This window comes from Thiorhodovibrio litoralis (genome assembly GCF_033954455.1).
Classification (GTDB): Bacteria; Pseudomonadota; Gammaproteobacteria; order Chromatiales; family Chromatiaceae; genus Thiorhodovibrio; species Thiorhodovibrio litoralis.
On sequence record NZ_CP121473.1, the window covers coordinates 4,609,565 to 4,628,562 of the forward strand.

An 18,998-nucleotide genomic window follows, 5' to 3' on the forward strand; every position below is an offset into this window, starting at 1 on the left:
CCTGGCCTGAAGCGAGCAATTCCCGCCTCTCGTCACTTGATGGTGGAATTGTGTTTCGGAGCATAGCCCGCCAGCGTCTCCTCATCAACGGCGACCTGAGCGGGAGCCCGCCGATGCAGGGACTCGACGCCAAGCCCTCCCCCGGCGACCGGGTCCTCACCTGCCCTCGGACAACTTGCCGCCAGACCGAAGGTTCACGCCCTTCACCCGCCACCCAGGTCAGTGGAAATTCCTAACACGACTGCACGGGTTGGACCGTCCGGGAGCAGAGAGAACGCTGCCGACACCAGCCAGCATTTGCACCTTTCGCTTGTCCGCTTCCGACCCAAAACGGACATCAGTTGGGCGAATAACGATGGCGGCAATGCACCCCACAGCGGACGTTGTGAGCGTCTGTGCCTTTGTCACTGGCGCGCCCGATTGGCCTCGCCGGCAGACTCTCTCGCCAAGGGAGCTTCCTGTCACGTTGACATCGGACTGTGACAACCTCCGTCAGCCCGAGCCAGACTTCGAGTTTGACCAGCGCATCGCCTGATAGCCGCAGTATCCTGCGGGCGAGGAAACAGCAGTCCGTGTGTTCCGCCCGACCGCTGCACCCCGGAGCCGCGTTCCAGCACTTGGCAACACCAGTACGACTGTTCTTAACGAAATCCGGCAGTTAGCCTCGCTTCAAAAAGGTAACCAACCGGCTTCGTTGAGATTTCCCCCAGGGTAGCCTGCACCTATTTGGTGGCGCCTTCAACTGCTCCGCAGTTGAGCCGATGTCAATCTAATCAGTAGGTTGCACGATTTCGGCGATCATCAACTCCTCTTTATCGGTTTAACCGCGGGGCCGTTGCGGTATAAGCCCTGGGAAATTGGAAGCTCTCGAGGAGATATCTGTTATGAAGGTTGTCCTTGCTATCGTCTTTAATTTAAGCGTGAGGCCCAGTGTTTCAAGCATATTGGCACAGAGCGGGCAGCCGCCCGCCCATAATACTCAGCGGCGCAAGCATCAACAGCTATCAGGGTGATAGTCTACGCAAAAGTGCTTGAGCCCCCCCGACTTGCCGCAGGGATCGAGCGTGATTGAATCCGACGACCCGACGCAGATCATGCTGTCACCGCCGACATCAGGGTCGTCATGTTTACCTCCGAGATTTCTGCAAGACGCATCGTCAGGTAAGCACTGTAACCAATAAGAGGTGATACCCAGATCCTTATACTCGTAGGCGATCACTGCCCTCGAAAATGTAGTAGATTTTCTCCCATTGGCTGTCACAGCGAATTGAAGGACGCCTGTGTGATATGAGTCACCGGAATCGCCAGGATCAGCGACATAGAATTCCGTATCGCTGCGCCAAAGGAACATATTACCCTGGTCGAGAATTGTGAAAGTAGCTGACTCTGGATCACCCCAATACGTTATTGGCGCATTGAATGCAATTAAACCTCTGTCATTGTTATGGGTTCGGAAATCGTATTGCCCCGGGACTGGGTCCATTAGCTTATAGCGTCCATTCGGGTCCGAGCCGCCGCATGTCACTTGCCCTTGACTGACCGTGAGCCCATTCCCGATTAAGTCGACGCACCAATCGTCAAAGACAGAAGATCCATAATAGATGTCTTTGCTTGGATCTAGTCTGCAGTGTACATATTCCAAGGAAGTGCCGTCGAACGAGGCATTTGGAAAACGATCCGATTCGGGAAAATCAGTAAATCCATACCATTGATAAACTTTGCAGTTATCGACCCAGTCTCCGCTTGGCATGTTAATCCAATCCTGCGCTGTCGCTTGCTCGATTTCCATTTTCACCGCGCTGATCCAGTGAGTCTCATAAGCGCTGCTTTTTGGGCTTGTGTGTCCCCAAATAGCATCAGAAATCAGCACTGAATTGAAGAAGTTGTCGAGCACGCCACTGACGCCCATCTTCAGCTTTCCGACACTGTTGTAATACCCCTGAAGAGTGACCAGATTCTTCGCAAAGGATTTTGTCTCATCCATATTTTGCTCTGCCAGCGTCAAAGAAAAATTCTTCTTGCAATCGTCAGAGACGCCTGTATCGGGTGAACGTATATAGAGTGCAGTATGCTCGAACAAGTACAGGCTCTGAAGGATGCTAACCGCTTGCGCGAGTTGATTCATAGCACCTTCATTGTATTGATCCAATAATGCCGATGTCTCGTCGGACGAAACTGACCCGACCTTCGGCAACTTAGTTGACAAATGCTGCTGAGCGGCGACGAAAAGTTGTGCGAGAGGCTTGCTGTTATCGGCTTTTGTTGATTGAAAATCCAAGGCAGCGGCCAGGATTTGATCCCTAATGACAGGCGCTGCTGCTAGAATCGGAAGGTCGTTTGCGACGGTCGGATCGGTAGCTGCGGGCAGTATTCCTTGCATGAGATCTTCAAGCGCGCTGCAATTGTCGGAATTCGTGAGCGTTTGTTCTAGGGTTTGTCCGCTCAAAATATTGTTGTACTCTTTCTGATAATTTCCTATGTCAGTCGTTATATCGGTGAATAAGGCATTGTATGCGGCTTGCTTCGTGGCATCCAAATAGTTAAAGAGCTTGGCAAAGTCGCCAAGTAACTTCTTGTCGTCCTGAATCACGGTCTGAATTTCGCTGTTGAGATTCTCAAGCTGAGTTGATAATTCAGCAAGTTTTTCACTCGTGTCGTCTCCTAGACCAAGTGTATCGAGCACTTGGGAGCTCAGATATTCCTTAGCCGTGTCGCCAAGAAAGTCAAGGACCATATCTTCTGATTTCACACCCTTCGGCAACTGCACTAATGTCAATCGAAAATCCCGCACAAAAGTCCCGTCTTCGTGAAAATGACGATCGAGATGCCGCTCGGCGCGCGCAACCGAAGTCAGGTTAGGTGGATCGAAATGCCCGCTGAATGCCAGGTTCACTGATGGATCGCCGACATCTAAATCAACGTTCTGAACCTGCTCAGCCAACTCGTCGACCACGTAGAGTCGCTCAGCACCAAACACGGAAACAGTTTCAAGAATCGCATACAATGCTGCCGCTTCTTCCTCGGTTTCTGTAAAGTCGTGGACCGAGATGTACTTGCCGATCACCTCAAGCCCACCAGGGTTCCGCGAAATCGTATCGAGTTTGAGCTCGAGTTCCCCTATCAAGAAGGTGCATTGTTGGCCGCGACGAAAATAAAATCCACCCTCACCGTCTGTTCTGCCTTTTCGTTTACCGCACTGATACGGCAAATTCACGACAAAAGGATAGATAAAGTGGCCGCGTTGCCACGGCCCACTCATCCGATCAGCAAAAAGCGGAACCGAGTCAGCAAAAAGCGGAACCGACGTGAAGAAGAGCAGAATCGCAATGCCTAAGCACACCATCTGACGACGACCTTGAATAGGAGAACTAAGTTTTAGTTGTTTCACAATAACCTCTAGCTGTTTATCTGGGATCTTTCTCAGGCGGAGGACGGTCTTGATCTTTGAAATGCGCGGCGCCTATCCCGAGTATGAAAATACTTGATTTAAGGTGACTTTACAAGACATTATGTAGAGAATTATGGAATGACGCGAAAAAGGCATGGCAAAAACTGTAGCTTCTCATAATTCATGGCGATAGTCTTACCGTGGATCGAAAGACATGGTTTAGGGATCATTGAATTCTAATACTAGCGTTTCTTATGGCTCACTACTAGTACCGCGTCCGCCAGGGCGAGCGCGTATAAATTCTCAGCCAAACACAATCTTGGCGTGGTAGTCATCGTTCCAGGTTGCCTTGCGGCGTTTCTTTGATAAGCGTTGTTTGGAGGGTTCTTGTTCGAGCAGATTCATGCAGAGATGGCGGATCGAGGGCAAAATTGCCGGCGCATTGCCTTTGCGGATGCGGCAGGCGTCTTCGCGAAAAAGGACATCCAAGCGCCAGTGCAGTGGATTCTCCACCCCCCAGTGGCCACGCACCGCCGTGGCAAAACGCGAGGCTCATGTGCAGAGACTGAATTGATAAAGAAGCGCCGTTCGATGCTGTAATGCTCCCTGATCCAACATTCACGCTCCAACATCCCGATGCTGAGTAGCCCCTTCCAACGAGCGCTCTCCGAGAGGGTGCTCAGTTCCTTGGTGAACTAGTACCAGCGCGCTTCCAAGCTTCCATAATCCTTGTCGGTCTCCTCGGTGAAGTCATGAGCGACATCGGCAAAATCACCGTCACGCGCGGTGTCAAAGAAGTCCTTGACCTCATCATGCAGGGTGCTCTGATTGCCCTTGAGTCCCAGGACGTAATCCCCGCCCTGCTCGATGATCTGCTCGGCGATTTTGGTCTGACAGCCCATCGCATCAATGGTCACGATACAGCCCGTCAGCTTAAGGAGTTCCAGCAACTACGGGATCGCCTTGATTTCGTTAGGCTTCTCCTCGGTGGCTTCTCGCCCCAGTACCAGTCGGTTGCGGTTGGCCCAAGCGCTGACCATGTGCAGCGCCGCTTTGCCGCGGCGGCGATCACGCGAGCCGCGTGCGCTCAGCACTGTGCTCAGGATTCTCATGCTTGTCATTGAGGCGCAGTGGCGCAAAAGCAGTTCCGCGAGTGCCCGGTTAAGATTTGGCGCGGTGAGCTTTATCCACCGGTTTGGCTTGTCTCTCAATCGTCACGTCCACTACCAAAGACTCATCGAACCCGCAGCTGAAGCTGGGATTTCGCAGTCCGATCGCTTCAACGTCCGCTAACAAAGCGGCTGCGGTCGCCGACCCTTTGTCAATCGGCGGCAGCTCTTGGCCGATAGAGGACGCTGCGCAAGCAGCCAAAGGCTCGGCACAGATGGGCGGCGTCGAGCGGCTGCTGCAGGTGACGGTCGATGTAGGCGAGCAAGGCGCCTTGGTTCAACACCGGCGCTGGCGGTGCCCGCTGCATTGTGTCTAGCCCTGGCAGCCGATGACCTCGGTCAGCGCATGCAGCAGGCAGTTCACCACGGCGGGTGTCTCGCCTTCGTTCAGCTCGGAAAGCGTGTCCCAAACAGCGAGCAGGTGGGCGGTGAGGATGCGCGCGAGCCGCTGTCGGCGATCAGCAGGTCTCCGAGGCTGAACGCGCGTTTGGGCGGCGAAGTTCTGCAAGCGCTACCCGGCGACCGGCTCCAAGTCGAACAGTGGGCGCAGGCTTTCGCGCCATATCTCGAAGCCCTGGTCGGCGAGGAACTGACAGGTATCAAGCTCGACGGGGCTGGCGGTTTACTCGTTGGTGCTGGATGGGTGCATCATGGGGTTGCTTGGCAGGCCAAAGCGACTTGGTTAATGGTAGTCGCTCTCGCGCTGGTGGCGTACCGCCAGCACGGTGACGGTTTCGGCATCGTCTATCTCGAATAACGCGACATAGCCAGCCGAGCCAAAGGGGATCAGCAGCTCCCGCAAGAGCGGCGAGTCGCTCGCGGCTTTGCGGCAGGTAAAGGAAAATCGCTCCAGTGTGATCAGGCCTGCTCGGATCGCTTCCAGGGCACGTTCAGCGAGCGCCCAGTCCGTGGCATCCCGCTCAAGAATAAACCCGTAGAGCCAAACGAAATCGGCCTCGGCTTCCGTCGTCAATCGAACCCGATAGGTCATTTCGGAGCATGGTTGGCTTTGGCTTTGTTGAGCATCCCTTCAAGCCGCTCGATCACGGCGGACGCATCGACATAGCGTCCCGTCTGTCGGGCAAGATCCCGCGACTTCAAACCACGTGCGACAAATTCCGCCTCGGCACGACGATAGGCAATGTTTTGACGAATCGCTTCCTCCACGAAGCCAGACAGGGTTTCACCCTCATGTAAAACACTCTCGACGGACAGGCGAAGCTCTGGATCGACTCGAAGCGAGGGAATGGTGGCTGTTTTCATGGCTGTTTTCATCAGGGAGACAGGCTGCATTGCATTTGCAACGCATGATGCCGATCTCTTGCTGTCAGTGCAACAATGGGATCAGTGCAGCTGCTGCTCGGCGAAGTGGACGAGATCGGCGGGCTTGGCGTTGCCGAAGCTCCGCGCCATCGCCGCTTAGGCGCAGGCACTTGTCCATCGCCCCCCAGGGCCAAGGGGGAATTCGACCCGCACAGTCTCAAAAGGCCAGATCGGCGACCGGGCCAAAGCCAAGCCGCGCACGCATGACCTGACAGCGCCCGGCGGCTCGGTTAGACTCTCGCCATGACAGTGCGCCTTGCAATGGTGATGGACCCGATTGCGTCCATCGATATCAAAAAGGACAGCAGCTTCGCGATGCTGCTGGCCGCGCAGGCGCGCGGCTGGGAGCTCGGCTACCTGGAGCTGAATGACCTGTTCCTGCGCGATCAGCGCATCTATGGCCGCGCCCAGCCGGTGCGGGTGCGCGATGATCCGAGCGACTGGTTCGACCTCGGCGAGGCCAAGCTCGCGCCGCTCGAGACCTTCGACGTGGTGCTGATGCGCAAGGACCCGCCCTTCGACATGGAATACATCATCGCCACCTATCTGCTCGAGCGTGCCCAGCACCAGGGCTGCCTGGTGGTGAATGACCCGCGCGCGCTGCGCGACGCGAACGAGAAAATCTTCGCCACCGACTTCCCCGAGCTGGCCCCGGCGCACCTGGTTGCGCGCGATGGCGCCGACCTGCGCGCCTTCATCGCCGAGCAGCAGGACACGGTACTCAAACCGCTCGATGGCATGGGCGGGCGCTCGGTGTTTCGCGTGCGCGCCGATGACCCCAATCTTGGCGTCATCATCGAGACCCTCACCAACAACGGCCAGCGCTTTTGCATGGCGCAGCGCTTTATCCCGGAGATCACCGACGGAGACAAGCGGGTGCTGATCATCGATGGCGAGCCGGTGCCGCATCTCCTCGCGCGCATCCCGACCGGCACCGACTCACGCGGTAACCTGGCCGCCGGTGCGCTGGGGCAGGTGCGGCCCCTCGGCGATGCCGAGCGACGCATCGCCGAGCAAGTGGGCCCGGTGCTGAGCGAGCGCGGCATTGTCTTCGCCGGGCTGGATGTGATCGGTGAGTTCCTGACCGAAATCAATATCACCAGCCCCACCTGTATTCGCGAAATCGACCGCGAGCGAGACACCGACATCGCCGGCGACTTGATGGAAGCCATCGCCCGGAGGTTGAATGCACGTTGAATCCGTCTGTCCGGGCTGCCTGACCAGCGCGCCCCGAAATTCCCGAATATGGCCCGCCCCAAAATGGCTTGCTGAAAGCCAAGCACTTGATAACCAACCGTCTCGACGTTCCCCAGCTCCGCGTCACCTAGCCTTGATCGCGGTTCTGGCGATGATTGCGGCACTGCTGCAGGGCTGCGGTCGCGGCGAAACCCCCGTCCATGTCAGCCAATTTGACGCCTTTGGCATCCGCATCGACATGCAGCTGCTGGGTGCGCCCGAACAGCTGGCCACCGAGGTGGCTGAGCAGACGGCTCAGGACTTCGCGCTGACCTCCTATTCCCTCGGGCTTGAGCAACCCGGCCCCATGCAGCGCGTCAATGAACTGCTCGCCACCACCGAGCCCTTTGCCGCGCCGCCCGCATTGCTGCCGCTGCTTGAGCAGACACGCGATCTAAGCGAGCGCAGCGGTTATTTGTTCAACCCTGCCGTCGGCATGCTGACTGACTTGTGGCGGCCGGACCCGGTGACCGGAAAATGCAGCGAACCGCCCGATGACGAGTCTATCGCCCGCCTGGTCGAGGCCGCACCAACGCTTGACGACATCAGCCTGAACGGCATCGAACTGCTAAGCGACAACCCTGCGGTGAAGCTCGACTTCGGCGCGGTGATCCGCGCCTACGCCGCTGACATCGCCGTTGCCAACATGCGCGCCCGTGGTATTCGCGGCGCCATGATCCGCATCGGCAGCGATCTGCGCCTGATGGGCGACCGCACCGGCCAGCCCTGGCGCGTCCCGGTGCTGCGCGGCAGCGGTGGTGCAGTTCTCGGCACACTCGATCTGCGCGGCGACATGAGCGTGGTCACAGTCGGGCGCTTCCAGAGCCCCTGCTTTCGCAACGGCAAGGAATATTCGCGCATCATCGACCCACGCACCGGCTATCCAGCGCAAGGGACCCAGGTTGTCACCGTGCTCAATTCTGGTGATGCCGTAACCGCCGCCGCGGCCGCCACCGCGCTCTTCGCCGCCGGCCCTCAGCAATGGGGCCAAATCGCTCGCCAAATGGGCATTTCCGCCGCACTGCTGATCGATGACACCGGGCATATCCACTTGAGCCCGGCAATGGAGCGCCATTTGCAGATCATTGACCGCAATGCCCAAGTCAGTGTGAGCCCCGCCTGGCAGGACTCCGGCCCCCAGTAGCAACCGCGCCATGTCCGCTGCCACCCCTGCTGCGCACCGCGGAACCGATCCTCAGCCGTTCCACTCCCGCGTGCGCGCCTCGCGGCGCTCGCTGCTTATCGCCTTCGCGATCGCCCTACTGATCCATCTGGGTGCGAGCATTGCGCTGACGGGATTTGACTGGCAACCCCCGACCCTGACGGCTCCAGGTGAGCACGCCGCCGCCCCGCTGGCGTTCGAGCTGCTGCCAACGCCAGCCACCAAGCCGACCCCCGCGCCTCCCGCTGAGGTTCCACCCAAGCCCCCAGCAGAGGATGCAGCCGAGCTCGCTCCCGAGCCAGCGCCCGAACCTGAATCAATCTCGGCATCAGAGCCTGAATCAAAGGCGACACTCGAGCCGACGCGCGAATCCCCGCCAGCGCGCGCCGTCCAGACCGAGCCCGACCAAACATCCGCTGCAGCGCCTGCCACAACCGACACCACTCCGAGCAGCGCGGCGCGTTCCACCGCCCCAAGCGAGGACCGACCATCCGCGCTCGACAGCCTCGCCGGGCCGCCCGCGCGCGCAGTTTCAGCCGCGGACATCCTCGCCAGCCGCGATCAAGCGCTGGCCGGCCTGACACAGCATCAGTTGCGCCGGCAGCCCGGCGCGGCTCCGGCCAGCCGGCGCAAAGCCATCAGCGCCAGTACCCAGGAGTATATTTACGCGAATTATCTCGAATCCTGGCGGCGCAAGGTCGAGCGGATCGGCAACCTCAACTATCCGGAAGAAGCCAAGGAGAAACACCTATTCGGTAGCCTGGTGCTGCAAGTTGCTGTGCGCGCCGACGGCAGTCTGGAGAGCGTGCGGGTGCTGAGATCATCCGGCCACGACGTCCTGGATCAGGCCGCGGTGCGCATCGTTGAGCTTGCCGCACCCTTCGCGCCCTTTCCCAAGGACATTCGCGCCCGCCATGATGTGCTCGATATCACCAGAACCTGGCAGTTTCTAAGAAATCAAAAGCTTGGCTGGGATCAATAGCCGAATAGCGCCGCTTTGCAAGCCCATCTCCCGCGTCCGGCAAGAAGCCGTTCAAAGAGGCTTGCTTCCCGACTCTAGGCTCGGGATACTATGTCCCTATGAGCGTTTCAACGTCGCTGACCAATCACTTTCTTATCGCGATGCCGGGTCTTCAGGACCCGAACTTTTCGCGTACCGTCAGCTATATCTGCGAGCACAACTCGCAGGGCGCGATGGGGATCGTCATCAATCGTCCGATGGACCTGCGCTTGGGCGACGTGCTCGAGCAGCTCGACATCGAACCCCAGGTTACGGATATCAGCAACCAGATCGTCTATCTGGGTGGTCCAGTGCAAACTGATCGCGGCTTTGTGATCCACTCCGGGCCTGAAACCTTCGACTCCACCCTGAGCGTCACGCCGGACATTCGCGTCACCACCTCGCGCGACATTCTCGAGGCCATTGCCGCGGGCACCGGCCCCGAGCTGTGCCTGGTGGCACTAGGCTACGCCGGCTGGACCAGCGGCCAGCTCGAGGAAGAACTCAGCGCCAACGCCTGGCTCAGCGGCCCGGCAAATGACGAAACACTGTTTAAGCTGCCCGCATCCAGTCGCCTGCAGGCAGCGGCGCAGCTCATCGGCATCGACCTCAACCTGCTGATCGGCGAAGCCGGGCATGCGTGATGACGCCCGTGACCCAACCCCGCTACGCATGGCCCTGACCACTGCGGTAACAGCGGCTGCTGCTCCACGCGCAAGCTGCTAACCGACTCAGACCGCATTGTTGAAACCCCATTGGCACCAGCGACCCCATTGGCAATAGCGCAAACCAGCCAACTCCCCACAGCAACTTTGCTGGGCTTCGATTTCGGCCCGCGCAAGATCGGCGTCGCGGTCGGCCAGATGCTGACCGGCACTGCCACCGCGCTCACCACCCTGCGCAGCCAGCGCAATCGCCCTGACTGGGCCGGGATTGAGCGCCTGATGCGCGAATGGCAGCCGCAGGCCGCCGTCCTCGGTCTGCCGGTGAACATGTACGACCGCGAAGAAGACTGGGCGCCGCAGGTCCATCGTTTCCGCCGCCAGCTTGAGGGGCGCTTTGGGCTTCAGGTTCATCTAGTGGATGAGCGACTGACCAGCCGCGCCGCGCGCGAGGAGTTGGGCGGGCGCTTCGATAACCGCGACGATGAAGTCGATGCGGTCGCGGCCAAGCTGATCCTCGAGACCTGGCTTGGCGAACAAACGCGCCCGAGCGCAACTCCCACCCCCGGAGACTCCGGCCATGGCTGACGCCGCCACCTGGAAAGACGCCGCCGAGATCGACGCCCTGCTCGCCACCATGGCGCAAGAACTCGCCGCCCTGTGCCAGGCGCGCGGCATCGAGCGGCCCTTGATGGTCGGCATCCACACCGGTGGCGTCTGGGTTGCCGAGCATTTGCACCGCTTGCTTGCCCTGGAGGACCCGCTCGGGTTTCTGGACATTTCCTTTTATCGCGACGACTTCACCCGCATTGGCCTGCACCCGCAGGTGCATCCGTCCGAACTGCCGGTGGCCGTCGATGACCGCGCCGTGATTCTGGTCGATGATGTGCTCCAGTCAGGGCGCACCATCCGCGCCGCGCTCAATGTGTTGTTCGACTACGGTCGCCCCTCGCAGGTGCTGCTCGCCATTCTGGCCGAGCGCGATGGGCGCGAGTTGCCGATCAATCCCGACGTGGTCGGTCTGCATGCGGAGCTTGAGCCCGGCAGTCACATCAAGCTGAGCGGCCCCGACCCGCTGCACCTTGAGCGGCGCGGCGCCGCCCCTGGCAACGCGGACCAGCCCTGATGAACCTCGCCGCCCCGGGATTGCAGCAGCCCAACCCGCAGCTCGACGCGCAGGGCAACCTGCGCCATTTCCTGACTCTCGACGGCCTCGACCGCGCGCTGCTGACGGACATTCTCGACCGCACCGAGGGGTTTCTGAGCGTTGCCCGTCAACCGGTCAAGAAGGTCCCGCTATGCCGTGGCAAGGTCATCGCCAATCTGTTCTTTGAGAACAGCACCCGCACCCGCACCACCTTCGAGCTGGCTGCCAAGCGCCTGTCCGCCGATGTGCTTAACCTCAACATCAGCACCTCGGCCACCGCCAAGGGCGAGACACTGCTCGACACCCTGCGTAATCTGGAGGCCATGCATGTCGACATGTTCGTCGTCCGCCACGCGGACAGCGGCGCGGCTCACTTCATCGCCAGCCATGCCGCGCCCCATGTCAGCGTGATCAATGCCGGCGATGGCTGCCATGCGCACCCCACCCAGGGCATGCTGGATATGTTCACCATCCGCCAGCACAAAGGCGACATCGCCGGACTCAAGGTCGCCATCGTCGGCGATATTCTGCATTCGCGCGTCGCCCGCTCACAGATCAGCGCCCTCAACACTTTGGGCGCTGCCGAGGTGCGCGTCATCGCACCCCGCACCCTGATCCCAACTTGCGCCGCCGAGGCACTTGGCGTTGAGGTCTTCCATGATCTGCGCGAGGGGGTCACAGACTGCGACGTGATCATCATGTTGCGCCTGCAGCGCGAGCGCATGACCGGCGGCTTTCTGCCCAGTGAGCACGAGTATTTCTTGCTGTTCGGCCTGACCGAAAAACGCCTGACCACCGCCAAGCCCGACGCCATTGTGATGCACCCCGGCCCCATCAATCGCGGGGTGGAGATAGACTCGGAGGTCGCCGATGGGCCGCGCTCGGTTATTCTCGAGCAGGTCAGCAACGGCCTGGCGGTGCGCATGGCCATCATGTCCACCTGCATCGGCACGCAGTATCTGGCGGGCCAGGGTGCCGAACGGGACAGACCCCATGACTGAGCCCTCCCCTCAACGCCTGTCCGTGCTAGCCGCACGCGTGATCGATCCCGCCAGCGGGCATGACGGAATTGCCGACCTGCATCTGGCCGACGGCCGGATTCTCGCGATTGGCCCAGCACCGGCGGATTTTCAGCCTGAGCAGCGTATCGACGCCAACGGCCTGCTCGCCATCCCGGGCCTGGTCGACCTGTGCGCGCGCCTGCGCCAGCCCGGCCTGGAGCAAAAGGCCACCATTCGCAGCGAAACCCGAGCCGCAGCCAGCGCTGGCATTACCACCCTATGCTGCCCGCCCGATACCCAGCCAGTGGTTGACACACCGGCGGTTGCCCAGCTGATCCACCAGATCGCCGAGACCAATGGTTATGCCCGCGTGGTGCCGGCCGGCAGCCTGACGCAGAATCTCGCCGGCGAGCAGATCAGCGAAATGGCCGCACTCGCGCGCGCCGGCTGCCCGGTGCTCAGCCACGCCGACCGCCCCATCCGCAACACCCGGGTGCAAAGACGCGCACTCGAATATGCCGCCACCTTCGGCTTGACCTGCTTTCTGCACCCAGCCGATGCCGCGCTCTCCGAAGGCGGCCTGGTGCATGAAGGACGCGTCAGCACCCGCCTCGGCCTGCCCGGCATTCCCGAGGCATCCGAGACAGTCGCCGTCGCCCGCGATCTGGCATTGGCCGAGCAGACAGGCGCGCGTATTCACTTTCGCGGCCTATCCACTGCCCGAGCCACCGAAATGCTGGCCGAAGCGCGTGCCCGCGGCGTTCAGGTCACCGCCGACGTGAGCGCTCATCAGCTGTTCCTGACCGAAGACGACATCGGCACCTTCAACGCCAATGCGCTGGTCCTGCCCCCGCTGCGCACCGAGGCCGACCGCAAGGCGCTGCGCGCCGCCGTGGCCGCCGGCGTCATCAGCGCCATCTGCTCCGATCACCAGCCACACGAGCCCGACGCCAAGCTCGATCCTTTCCCCCAGACCTCGCCCGGCATCTCGACACTGGAAACCCTGCTGCCACTGGTCCTGCGGCTGGTTGAGGAGCAACTGCTACCCCTGCACGACGCGCTCGCCTGCGTGACCAGCCATGCCGCCGACATCCTAGGCCTGCCCTTTGGCCGTCTGCAGCCGGGCGCGCCCGCCGATTTCTGCCTCCTGGCACCAGAACAACGCTGGACGCTAACCCCAGAACGCATGCAAAGCCAGGGCAAAAACACCCCTTTTCTCGGTCAGACCCTGCAAGGGCAGGTAAGCATGACCTTTCTCGGCGGCCGGCTTGTCTTCAAAGACGAACGCGACGGGGCGAGTTGATTCGCGCCAATCGGCCACAAGGTGATCAGCTAGCCAAGATCAGACTTTGAAGCCCAAATTAGTTCCAGGTTTTGGGCCGGGTGACGGGCGCGGGGGGTCTCGGCGGCAGGACGTCGCTGGAAAGCAGCCTATTTGAAATTGGGGATGTATTCACGGCGCCCCCCGCGACCGTCACCCGGCCCAAAACAAGCCAAAAGCCCTTGCTTTTCTCTGACACCAATAGCAAAAAAACCGACCAAACAAAGGAAGTATCGATGCGTTATCTACCACTTGGCCGGACCGACATCCGCGTGAGCGAAATCTGCCTCGGCACCATGACCTGGGGCGAGCAAAACACCGAGGCCGAAGCCTTCGAGCAGCTCGACTATGCGCTCGACCAGGGCATCAACTTCATCGACACCGCCGAGCTCTACCCTGTACCGCCACGCGGGGAGACCCAAGGCCTGACCGAAACCTACATCGGCAACTGGCTGGCGCAGCGCAAGGTGCGCAACAAAGTCATCCTCGCAAGCAAAGTCGTGGGCGCGGCAAACTGGATTCCGCATATCCGCAACGACCAAGCCAAGCTTGATCGCGCCAATATCCACAAGGCACTCGATGACAGCCTGAAACGCCTGCAGACCGACTACCTCGACCTCTACCAACTCCACTGGCCGGATCGCGAGACCAATTACTTCGGCAAGCTCGGCTACGAGCCACCAGAGGAAGACAAAAGCGTACCTCTGCTCGAGACGCTGGAGGCGCTCGACGAGTTGGTCAAAGCCGGCAAGATTCGCCACGTCGGCCTGTCGAACGAAACTCCGTGGGGCACCATGACCATGCTCAAGCTCGCCGAGCAACATGGCCTGCCGCGCATGGTCAGCATCCAGAACCCATACAGCCTGCTCAACCGCACCTTTGAGATCGGTCTCGCCGAGGTCGCCATGCGCGAGGACTGCGGCCTGCTCGCTTACTCGCCGCTCGGCTTTGGCGTGCTAAGCGGTAAATACCTCAATGGCGCCAGGCCCGCCAATGCGCGCGTCACACTCTTCTCGCGCTTCGACCGCTACTCCAACCCGCAGGCCGAAAAAGCCACCGCAGCTTATGTCGACATCGCCCGTCGCCACGCCCTCGACCCGGCGCAGATGGCCCTGGCCTGGGTCAATAGCCGGCCATTCCTGACTGCCAATATCATCGGCGCCACCACCATAGCGCAACTCAAAGCCAACATCGCATCAAGCGAGGTGATTTTGAGCGCCGAGGTCATCGCCGAGATTGAATCCGTGCATCAGAGTCAGCCGAACCCGAGTCCTTAGTCACTGGGCAACTCCTCATGAAACCAGTCCCCTATGGAGGGTGGATCATCCGTTCGCCCCTGGCCGGAAGGAGTATGTGCTCTGTCTATGACTTAACGCACAGCGGCTCATGCTATGCTCACCTGATACAGTGATCCGGGAGCCGCCGCATGCGTTTCTTCAACACCGAAGGCCCGAATCAATCCGACCGACATTACAGCCTGCCGCCCTTGAGCCGCTGGGATCTGGAATCGATTCTCGGCCTGATCGATCAGGAAAAGTATTTCCTACTCCACGCCCCGCGCCAGACCGGTAAGACCAGTTGCCTGCTGGCGCTGGCCGAGCATCTGAACCAAGCAGGGCGCTATCGGGCTTTGTACGTCAACATCGAAAGCGCGCAGGCCGCGCGCGAACAGGTCGCGCTCGGCATGGCGGCGGTCGTGCAGGCAATCGCCAACAGCGCCCGCTGGCGTTTGGGCGACACCACGACCGAGCCGCTCGCACAGCAGGTGCTCCGTGATCAGGCGGGGCTTACGAGCCTGGAGTCCTTTCTCACCCGCTGGTGCGAACAATCGCCTCAATCCCTGGTGCTGCTGCTCGATGAGGTCGATGCGCTCGTCGGCGATACTCTGATCTCGTTGCTGCGTCAGTTGCGCGCAGGATACACGCAGCGCCCAGGGCATTTTCCCCAAACGGTGATCCTCTGTGGGGTGCGCGATCTGCGCGACTATCGCATCCATTCGATGTCCGAGGCCGCTGTCATCACCGGCGGGATTGCTTTCAACATCAAGGCCAAGTCGTTGCGGCTGGGGGATTTCAGCGCGGATGAGGTGCGGACCTTGCTCGGCGAACATACCGATGATACCGGGCAGCTCTTTACCCCCGAAGCGCTGGACCGAGTCTGGGCGTTGACCCAGGGCCAGCCCTGGCTGGTCAATGCTCTCGCCTATGAAAGCTGTTTCGAGATGCCCGAGGGGCGCGATCGCGACCGCCCGATCGGGGTTGAGCTGATCGACCGGGCCAAGGAAAACCTAATCCTGCGCCGCGTCACCCATCTGGATCAGCTCGCCGACAAGCTGCGCGAGCCACGGGTGAGGCGGATCATCGAGCCGATGCTGGCCGGCACCACCTTGGGCGAGGTTGCGGAGGATGACATTCAGTATCTGCTCGATCTGGGACTGTGCCAGATGGCGTCCGGTCAGGGCCTGACAATCGCCAATCCGATCTATCGTGAGGTTCTGCCGCGTGCCCTGACCTTCACTGCGCAGGCATCTCTGCCCCAGATCACGCCGAGTTGGCTCACGCCCGCAGGGGAACTGGACGCGGATGCTCTGCTCACGGCCTTTCTCGATTTCTGGCGCCAGCACGGCGAGCCTCTGCTGGGCAGTGCGCCCTATCACGAGGTCGCCCCGCATCTGGTGCTGATGGCCTTTCTGCAACGCGTGGTCAATGGCGAGGGAACACTGGAGCGCGAGTATGCCATTGGACGCGGGCGCATGGATCTGTGTCTGCGGTATCGGACGGTGACACTCGGCATCGAGCTGAAGGTGTGGCGCGACGGAGCGCCTGACCCGCTCCCGCAAGGGCTGGTCCAGTTAGACGGTTATCTGGCGGGTTTGGGGCTGGATAGCGGCTGGCTGGTGATCTTCGATCGGCGCGCGGGACAGACACCGGTGAGCGAGAGGCTGACCAAGGGCGATGAGACCAGCCCGCAAGGCCGGCGGGTCCGGGTGGTGCGGGCCTGAGGCCGGATGGCGTGGAATGCGCGGGCTGAGGACTGCAGGTTTTATTGATGCATTCCTGAGCCCAGCTGACTTGACCACGAGCCCCGAAACCAAAAACGGGTAGCTCCCGCGATGGGGAGCTACCCGTTTTAGACACTAAGACTGCGAGCAGCCTTTCCCCGGTATCAGTCGTCTTTCTTCTCGGCGTTGTCACCTTCAGCTGCGTCTTCGCCGTCTTTCTTCATCTTGACGACGTCTTCATTCAGCTCGACCTTCGCCTTCTCGCGCAGTTCGCCAAGCTTTTCGACTACCATCTGGCGCTTCAGCGAGGCCTCGAGCTGAGGCTTGACGTCCTCGAATGACGGCGGCTCGGCGTCGCGGGTCTCCTCAAGCATAATCACGTGCCAGCCGAATTGGGTCTTGACCGGCTCGGTGGTGAAGGTGCCGACTTCCATCTCGCCAACGGCATCGGCGAAGGGCTTGACCATCTGGCGCGAGTCGAACCAACCGAGATCACCGCCTTTCTCGGCGGTTGGGCCGAGTGAGTTTTCTTCAGCCAGCTTCTCGAAGTTCTTGCCCTTTTTCTTCTCAAGCTGCTTGATGATGTCATTGGCCTTGTCTTCGCTATCGAGCAGGATGTGGCGGGCTTTGTACTCGGTGCGCTTGGCCTGCTCCACGAACTTTTCATAGGCCTCTTTGAGCTCGCCCTCGCTTGGTTGAGCCTCCTCGCCGAATTCCTGCAGCGTGGCGGCTGACAGGATCATCATGCGACGCAGTTCCATCGCGGCTTGCACGCTGCGCTCAGCTTCCAGATTGTCCTTCGCGGCTTGCTGGGAGGCGACAACGAGGTTGAGGAACTCATTGAAAGCACGCTCCTGCATCTCAGGAGTATTCTGGTTGCCCTGAACACGCTCGCTGTAGAAGGCGCGAAACACGTCGAGCGGATACCCAACGCCATTGATGGTGGCGATCAGGGTGGACGGATCATCCGCCGCAGCCGTTTGCTCTTGCGCCAGCGCAACGCCAGTCCCCAGCGTCATGGTCACCAGACCGATCGCCGCGCACGAGGACAAAATATTGAAACGCTTCACTTTCGTTTGAGCCATGGAATGTTGAGTTTGAGTCATAGAGTGTGGTCCTAAGTTTTCATGGTAGTGAGTGGAGTAGTGATTCATTCTCCGGGGTCGTCAAGACGATCGACGTTACTGTGAATCACACGGATTCATTCTCCCCGGTAGCCTCAACCAGGTGGCCTCGACCATTTAAGCCTCAGGCCGGCAGAACTTTCACGAACGGCTTGACCTCGACCTGCTGGTAAACACCAGCCGCGACATAAGGGTCCTGGTCGGCCCAGGCCTGGGCAGCGGCCAGGTCGGCGAACTCGGCCACAACCAGCGATCCGGTAAAGCCCGCCTCGCCCGGGTCAGTTGCATCCACGCCCGGATGCGGACCGGCCAGCAGCAAACGCCCCTGCTCGTGCAGCGCCTGAAGCCGTTCGAGATGCGCCGGGCGCGCCCCGCGACGGGCCTGCAAGCTATCGGGACGATCACGCGAGATGATTACATATAGCAAAACGGCTTGGCTCCAGCGATGACGGTTTTGTAATGATCGCCCGCTCCGGTCACTCTGGCCCGACCTGTGACGGCGCTGGCTGCTCCCTGCGCGTTGCCTGCGGACCGGACTGCGTATCAGGTTGTGGCTCGGGTCGCGAATCGGATTCCGGGTTCGCCGGCGACTGCGTTTCAAGCGGGCAGGCCCCGCCCTCGACATGCTGCATGTGGCGCGAAAGGTAGAACGCTTGTGCAATCACAAAGGCCAGGGTCAAGCCCATCATACCGAAGAGCTTGAAGTTGACCCAAATCTCCTCGCTCGCATGGGCAGCCTGACACAGCTTGAGCAGTTCGCCCTCATATGAGGCCAGGCATTGGGCCAAATCAACTTGGCGCTCGCCGCTCGCCGCAATCAGTTCCTGCTGCGCAGCGGCAAAACCGCTGCCGAAGTAGATCACATAGAGATTGATCAGCCCTGAGATGAAAAAGAATCCAACCCAAGCCCAGTTGAGACGGTACCAGATGGGCTCGGGCACCTGGACCGCCTGCCCCATCATGCGCTCTGTCAGCGGTTTCTTGCCGATCCAGAAGCTGCCGAGGAAAGCGCCGGCGAACAGCCAGTTAATGATGGTCGGCTTCCACATCACGAAGATTGGATCGCGCAGTGCCAGGGTCAGGCCGCCGAACAGCAGCAACAAGATCAGTGTGATCAGGTGGGTTTTCTCGATCCGCCCATGGCGCCAGCGCATCCAGCCGACCTGCACGGCCGCGGCGCCAATGGCCACCAGGGTAGCAACGAAAATGCCTTGCAGCTTATAGGCGATGAAAAACAGGATAACCGGCAGAAAATCGGCAAGAAATTTCATAACAAAGCTCTAAGAAAAGCGAAGCCGCACCTGGCAACTGGACATGACCGCTGGGCAGCCAATATGGCACCGCAAGCAGCCCAAACCCGCCATTTTATACCGAACTGATACGCAGTTGCGGCCAAGAACCGAAAAGTTCGCGGTGGTCAATCCTTACCCGACGCCATATCGGCTCTGCCGCTCATCAGACTGT

Annotated in this window: 21 protein-coding genes; 10 read left to right on the forward strand and 11 right to left on the reverse strand. The window is 60.3% G+C overall.

The window, feature by feature from the left end:
• Nucleotides 1-994: 994 nt before the first annotated feature.
• The 8 genes from Thiosp_RS21045 to Thiosp_RS21080 all read right to left on the reverse strand — a co-directional run bounded on the left by Thiosp_RS21045 (nucleotide 995) and on the right by Thiosp_RS21080 (nucleotide 5,820).
• Nucleotides 995-3,388: a hypothetical protein gene (locus tag Thiosp_RS21045; RefSeq protein WP_201063638.1), complete on the reverse strand. Its 2,394-nt coding sequence runs from the start codon at nucleotides 3,386-3,388 to the stop codon at nucleotides 995-997.
• A gap of 303 nt (nucleotides 3,389-3,691) precedes the next feature.
• A complete protein-coding gene (locus tag Thiosp_RS21050; protein ID WP_207187989.1) occupies nucleotides 3,692-3,901 on the reverse strand; it encodes a transposase in 210 nt (69 codons plus the stop codon).
• Nucleotides 3,902-4,083: 182 nt separating this feature from the next.
• Complete coding sequence (locus Thiosp_RS21055) at nucleotides 4,084-4,338, reverse strand: ISAs1 family transposase (RefSeq protein ID WP_207187988.1); 255 nt, start codon at nucleotides 4,336-4,338, stop codon at nucleotides 4,084-4,086.
• A complete protein-coding gene (locus tag Thiosp_RS21060) occupies nucleotides 4,339-4,500 on the reverse strand; it encodes a hypothetical protein (protein WP_207187987.1) in 162 nt (53 codons plus the stop codon).
• A gap of 209 nt (nucleotides 4,501-4,709) precedes the next feature.
• Nucleotides 4,710-4,865 (reverse strand): hypothetical protein, encoded by a 156-nt coding sequence (locus Thiosp_RS21065; RefSeq protein ID WP_201063637.1) that lies wholly within the window; start codon nucleotides 4,863-4,865, stop codon nucleotides 4,710-4,712.
• A gap of 5 nt (nucleotides 4,866-4,870) precedes the next feature.
• Nucleotides 4,871-5,065, reverse strand: coding sequence for a hypothetical protein (locus Thiosp_RS21070; RefSeq protein WP_201063635.1), 195 nt, complete (start codon nucleotides 5,063-5,065; stop codon nucleotides 4,871-4,873).
• 174 nt (nucleotides 5,066-5,239) lie between these two features.
• The gene (locus Thiosp_RS21075; RefSeq protein ID WP_201063633.1) at nucleotides 5,240-5,548 is read right to left on the reverse strand and encodes a type II toxin-antitoxin system RelE/ParE family toxin; all 309 of its coding nucleotides are present in this window, start codon (nucleotides 5,546-5,548) and stop codon (nucleotides 5,240-5,242) included.
• Nucleotides 5,545-5,820: a YlcI/YnfO family protein gene (locus tag Thiosp_RS21080; protein ID WP_201063632.1), complete on the reverse strand. Its 276-nt coding sequence runs from the start codon at nucleotides 5,818-5,820 to the stop codon at nucleotides 5,545-5,547. The genes Thiosp_RS21075 and Thiosp_RS21080 overlap by 4 nt, the downstream gene beginning before the upstream one ends.
• Before the next feature lie 303 nt (nucleotides 5,821-6,123).
• Here Thiosp_RS21080 and gshB point away from each other — a divergent pair, with 303 nt between their 5' ends.
• The 10 genes from gshB (at nucleotide 6,124) to Thiosp_RS21130 (ending at nucleotide 16,410) form a co-directional block, all read left to right on the forward strand.
• On the forward strand, nucleotides 6,124-7,077 hold the full coding sequence (gshB, locus tag Thiosp_RS21085) for a glutathione synthase (protein ID WP_201063630.1): 954 nt from the start codon (nucleotides 6,124-6,126) through the stop codon (nucleotides 7,075-7,077).
• Between the two features lie 133 nt (nucleotides 7,078-7,210).
• A complete protein-coding gene (locus Thiosp_RS21090) occupies nucleotides 7,211-8,260 on the forward strand; it encodes an FAD:protein FMN transferase (RefSeq protein WP_323696691.1) in 1,050 nt (349 codons plus the stop codon).
• 10 nt (nucleotides 8,261-8,270) lie between these two features.
• Nucleotides 8,271-9,260: a TonB family protein gene (locus tag Thiosp_RS21095; protein WP_201063623.1), complete on the forward strand. Its 990-nt coding sequence runs from the start codon at nucleotides 8,271-8,273 to the stop codon at nucleotides 9,258-9,260.
• A 98-nt stretch (nucleotides 9,261-9,358) separates the two neighbouring features.
• On the forward strand, nucleotides 9,359-9,922 hold the full coding sequence (locus tag Thiosp_RS21100) for a YqgE/AlgH family protein (protein WP_201063621.1): 564 nt from the start codon (nucleotides 9,359-9,361) through the stop codon (nucleotides 9,920-9,922).
• A 219-nt stretch (nucleotides 9,923-10,141) separates the two neighbouring features.
• Nucleotides 10,142-10,528, forward strand: coding sequence for a Holliday junction resolvase RuvX (ruvX, locus tag Thiosp_RS21105; protein WP_242518275.1), 387 nt, complete (start codon nucleotides 10,142-10,144; stop codon nucleotides 10,526-10,528).
• Nucleotides 10,521-11,066: a bifunctional pyr operon transcriptional regulator/uracil phosphoribosyltransferase PyrR gene (gene pyrR, locus Thiosp_RS21110; protein ID WP_201063620.1), complete on the forward strand. Its 546-nt coding sequence runs from the start codon at nucleotides 10,521-10,523 to the stop codon at nucleotides 11,064-11,066. Before ruvX ends, pyrR begins: the two co-directional genes overlap by 8 nt.
• A complete protein-coding gene (locus Thiosp_RS21115; RefSeq protein ID WP_242518254.1) occupies nucleotides 11,066-12,088 on the forward strand; it encodes an aspartate carbamoyltransferase catalytic subunit in 1,023 nt (340 codons plus the stop codon). Before pyrR ends, Thiosp_RS21115 begins: the two co-directional genes overlap by 1 nt.
• The gene (locus tag Thiosp_RS21120; RefSeq protein ID WP_201063618.1) at nucleotides 12,081-13,391 is read left to right on the forward strand and encodes a dihydroorotase; all 1,311 of its coding nucleotides are present in this window, start codon (nucleotides 12,081-12,083) and stop codon (nucleotides 13,389-13,391) included. Before Thiosp_RS21115 ends, Thiosp_RS21120 begins: the two co-directional genes overlap by 8 nt.
• Before the next feature lie 254 nt (nucleotides 13,392-13,645).
• Complete coding sequence (locus tag Thiosp_RS21125; RefSeq protein WP_201063616.1) at nucleotides 13,646-14,686, forward strand: NADP(H)-dependent aldo-keto reductase; 1,041 nt, start codon at nucleotides 13,646-13,648, stop codon at nucleotides 14,684-14,686.
• Between the two features lie 149 nt (nucleotides 14,687-14,835).
• Nucleotides 14,836-16,410: an AAA family ATPase gene (locus Thiosp_RS21130; RefSeq protein WP_201063611.1), complete on the forward strand. Its 1,575-nt coding sequence runs from the start codon at nucleotides 14,836-14,838 to the stop codon at nucleotides 16,408-16,410.
• A gap of 164 nt (nucleotides 16,411-16,574) precedes the next feature.
• On the opposite strand, the gene Thiosp_RS21135 is transcribed toward Thiosp_RS21130, so the two are convergent.
• From Thiosp_RS21135 to Thiosp_RS21145, 3 genes are all read right to left on the reverse strand, one after another.
• On the reverse strand, nucleotides 16,575-17,495 hold the full coding sequence (locus tag Thiosp_RS21135) for a peptidylprolyl isomerase (protein WP_201063609.1): 921 nt from the start codon (nucleotides 17,493-17,495) through the stop codon (nucleotides 16,575-16,577).
• A gap of 163 nt (nucleotides 17,496-17,658) precedes the next feature.
• Nucleotides 17,659-17,961, reverse strand: coding sequence for a YciI family protein (locus Thiosp_RS21140; RefSeq protein ID WP_201063607.1), 303 nt, complete (start codon nucleotides 17,959-17,961; stop codon nucleotides 17,659-17,661).
• A gap of 49 nt (nucleotides 17,962-18,010) precedes the next feature.
• Nucleotides 18,011-18,805: an inner membrane-spanning protein YciB gene (locus tag Thiosp_RS21145; protein WP_201063600.1), complete on the reverse strand. Its 795-nt coding sequence runs from the start codon at nucleotides 18,803-18,805 to the stop codon at nucleotides 18,011-18,013.
• Between the last annotated feature and the right edge of the window lie 193 nt (nucleotides 18,806-18,998).

Coding starts and splice junctions, on each gene's coding strand:
- Thiosp_RS21095 (WP_201063623.1), top strand. CDS start 8,271: ATGTCCGCTGCCACCCCTGCTGCGCACCGCGGAACCGATCCTCAGCCG.
- Thiosp_RS21115 (WP_242518254.1), top strand. CDS start 11,066: ATGAACCTCGCCGCCCCGGGATTGCAGCAGCCCAACCCGCAGCTCGAC.
- gshB (WP_201063630.1), top strand. CDS start 6,124: ATGACAGTGCGCCTTGCAATGGTGATGGACCCGATTGCGTCCATCGAT.
- Thiosp_RS21135 (WP_201063609.1), bottom strand. CDS start 17,495: ATGGCTCAAACGAAAGTGAAGCGTTTCAATATTTTGTCCTCGTGCGCG.
- ruvX (WP_242518275.1), top strand. CDS start 10,142: ATGCTGACCGGCACTGCCACCGCGCTCACCACCCTGCGCAGCCAGCGC.
- Thiosp_RS21075 (WP_201063633.1), bottom strand. CDS start 5,548: ATGACCTATCGGGTTCGATTGACGACGGAAGCCGAGGCCGATTTCGTT.
- Thiosp_RS21065 (WP_201063637.1), bottom strand. CDS start 4,865: ATGCAGCGGGCACCGCCAGCGCCGGTGTTGAACCAAGGCGCCTTGCTC.
- Thiosp_RS21130 (WP_201063611.1), top strand. CDS start 14,836: ATGCGTTTCTTCAACACCGAAGGCCCGAATCAATCCGACCGACATTAC.
- Thiosp_RS21120 (WP_201063618.1), top strand. CDS start 12,081: ATGACTGAGCCCTCCCCTCAACGCCTGTCCGTGCTAGCCGCACGCGTG.
- Thiosp_RS21100 (WP_201063621.1), top strand. CDS start 9,359: ATGAGCGTTTCAACGTCGCTGACCAATCACTTTCTTATCGCGATGCCG.
- pyrR (WP_201063620.1), top strand. CDS start 10,521: ATGGCTGACGCCGCCACCTGGAAAGACGCCGCCGAGATCGACGCCCTG.
- Thiosp_RS21125 (WP_201063616.1), top strand. CDS start 13,646: ATGCGTTATCTACCACTTGGCCGGACCGACATCCGCGTGAGCGAAATC.
- Thiosp_RS21080 (WP_201063632.1), bottom strand. CDS start 5,820: ATGAAAACAGCCACCATTCCCTCGCTTCGAGTCGATCCAGAGCTTCGC.
- Thiosp_RS21145 (WP_201063600.1), bottom strand. CDS start 18,805: ATGAAATTTCTTGCCGATTTTCTGCCGGTTATCCTGTTTTTCATCGCC.
- Thiosp_RS21060 (WP_207187987.1), bottom strand. CDS start 4,500: ATGAGAATCCTGAGCACAGTGCTGAGCGCACGCGGCTCGCGTGATCGC.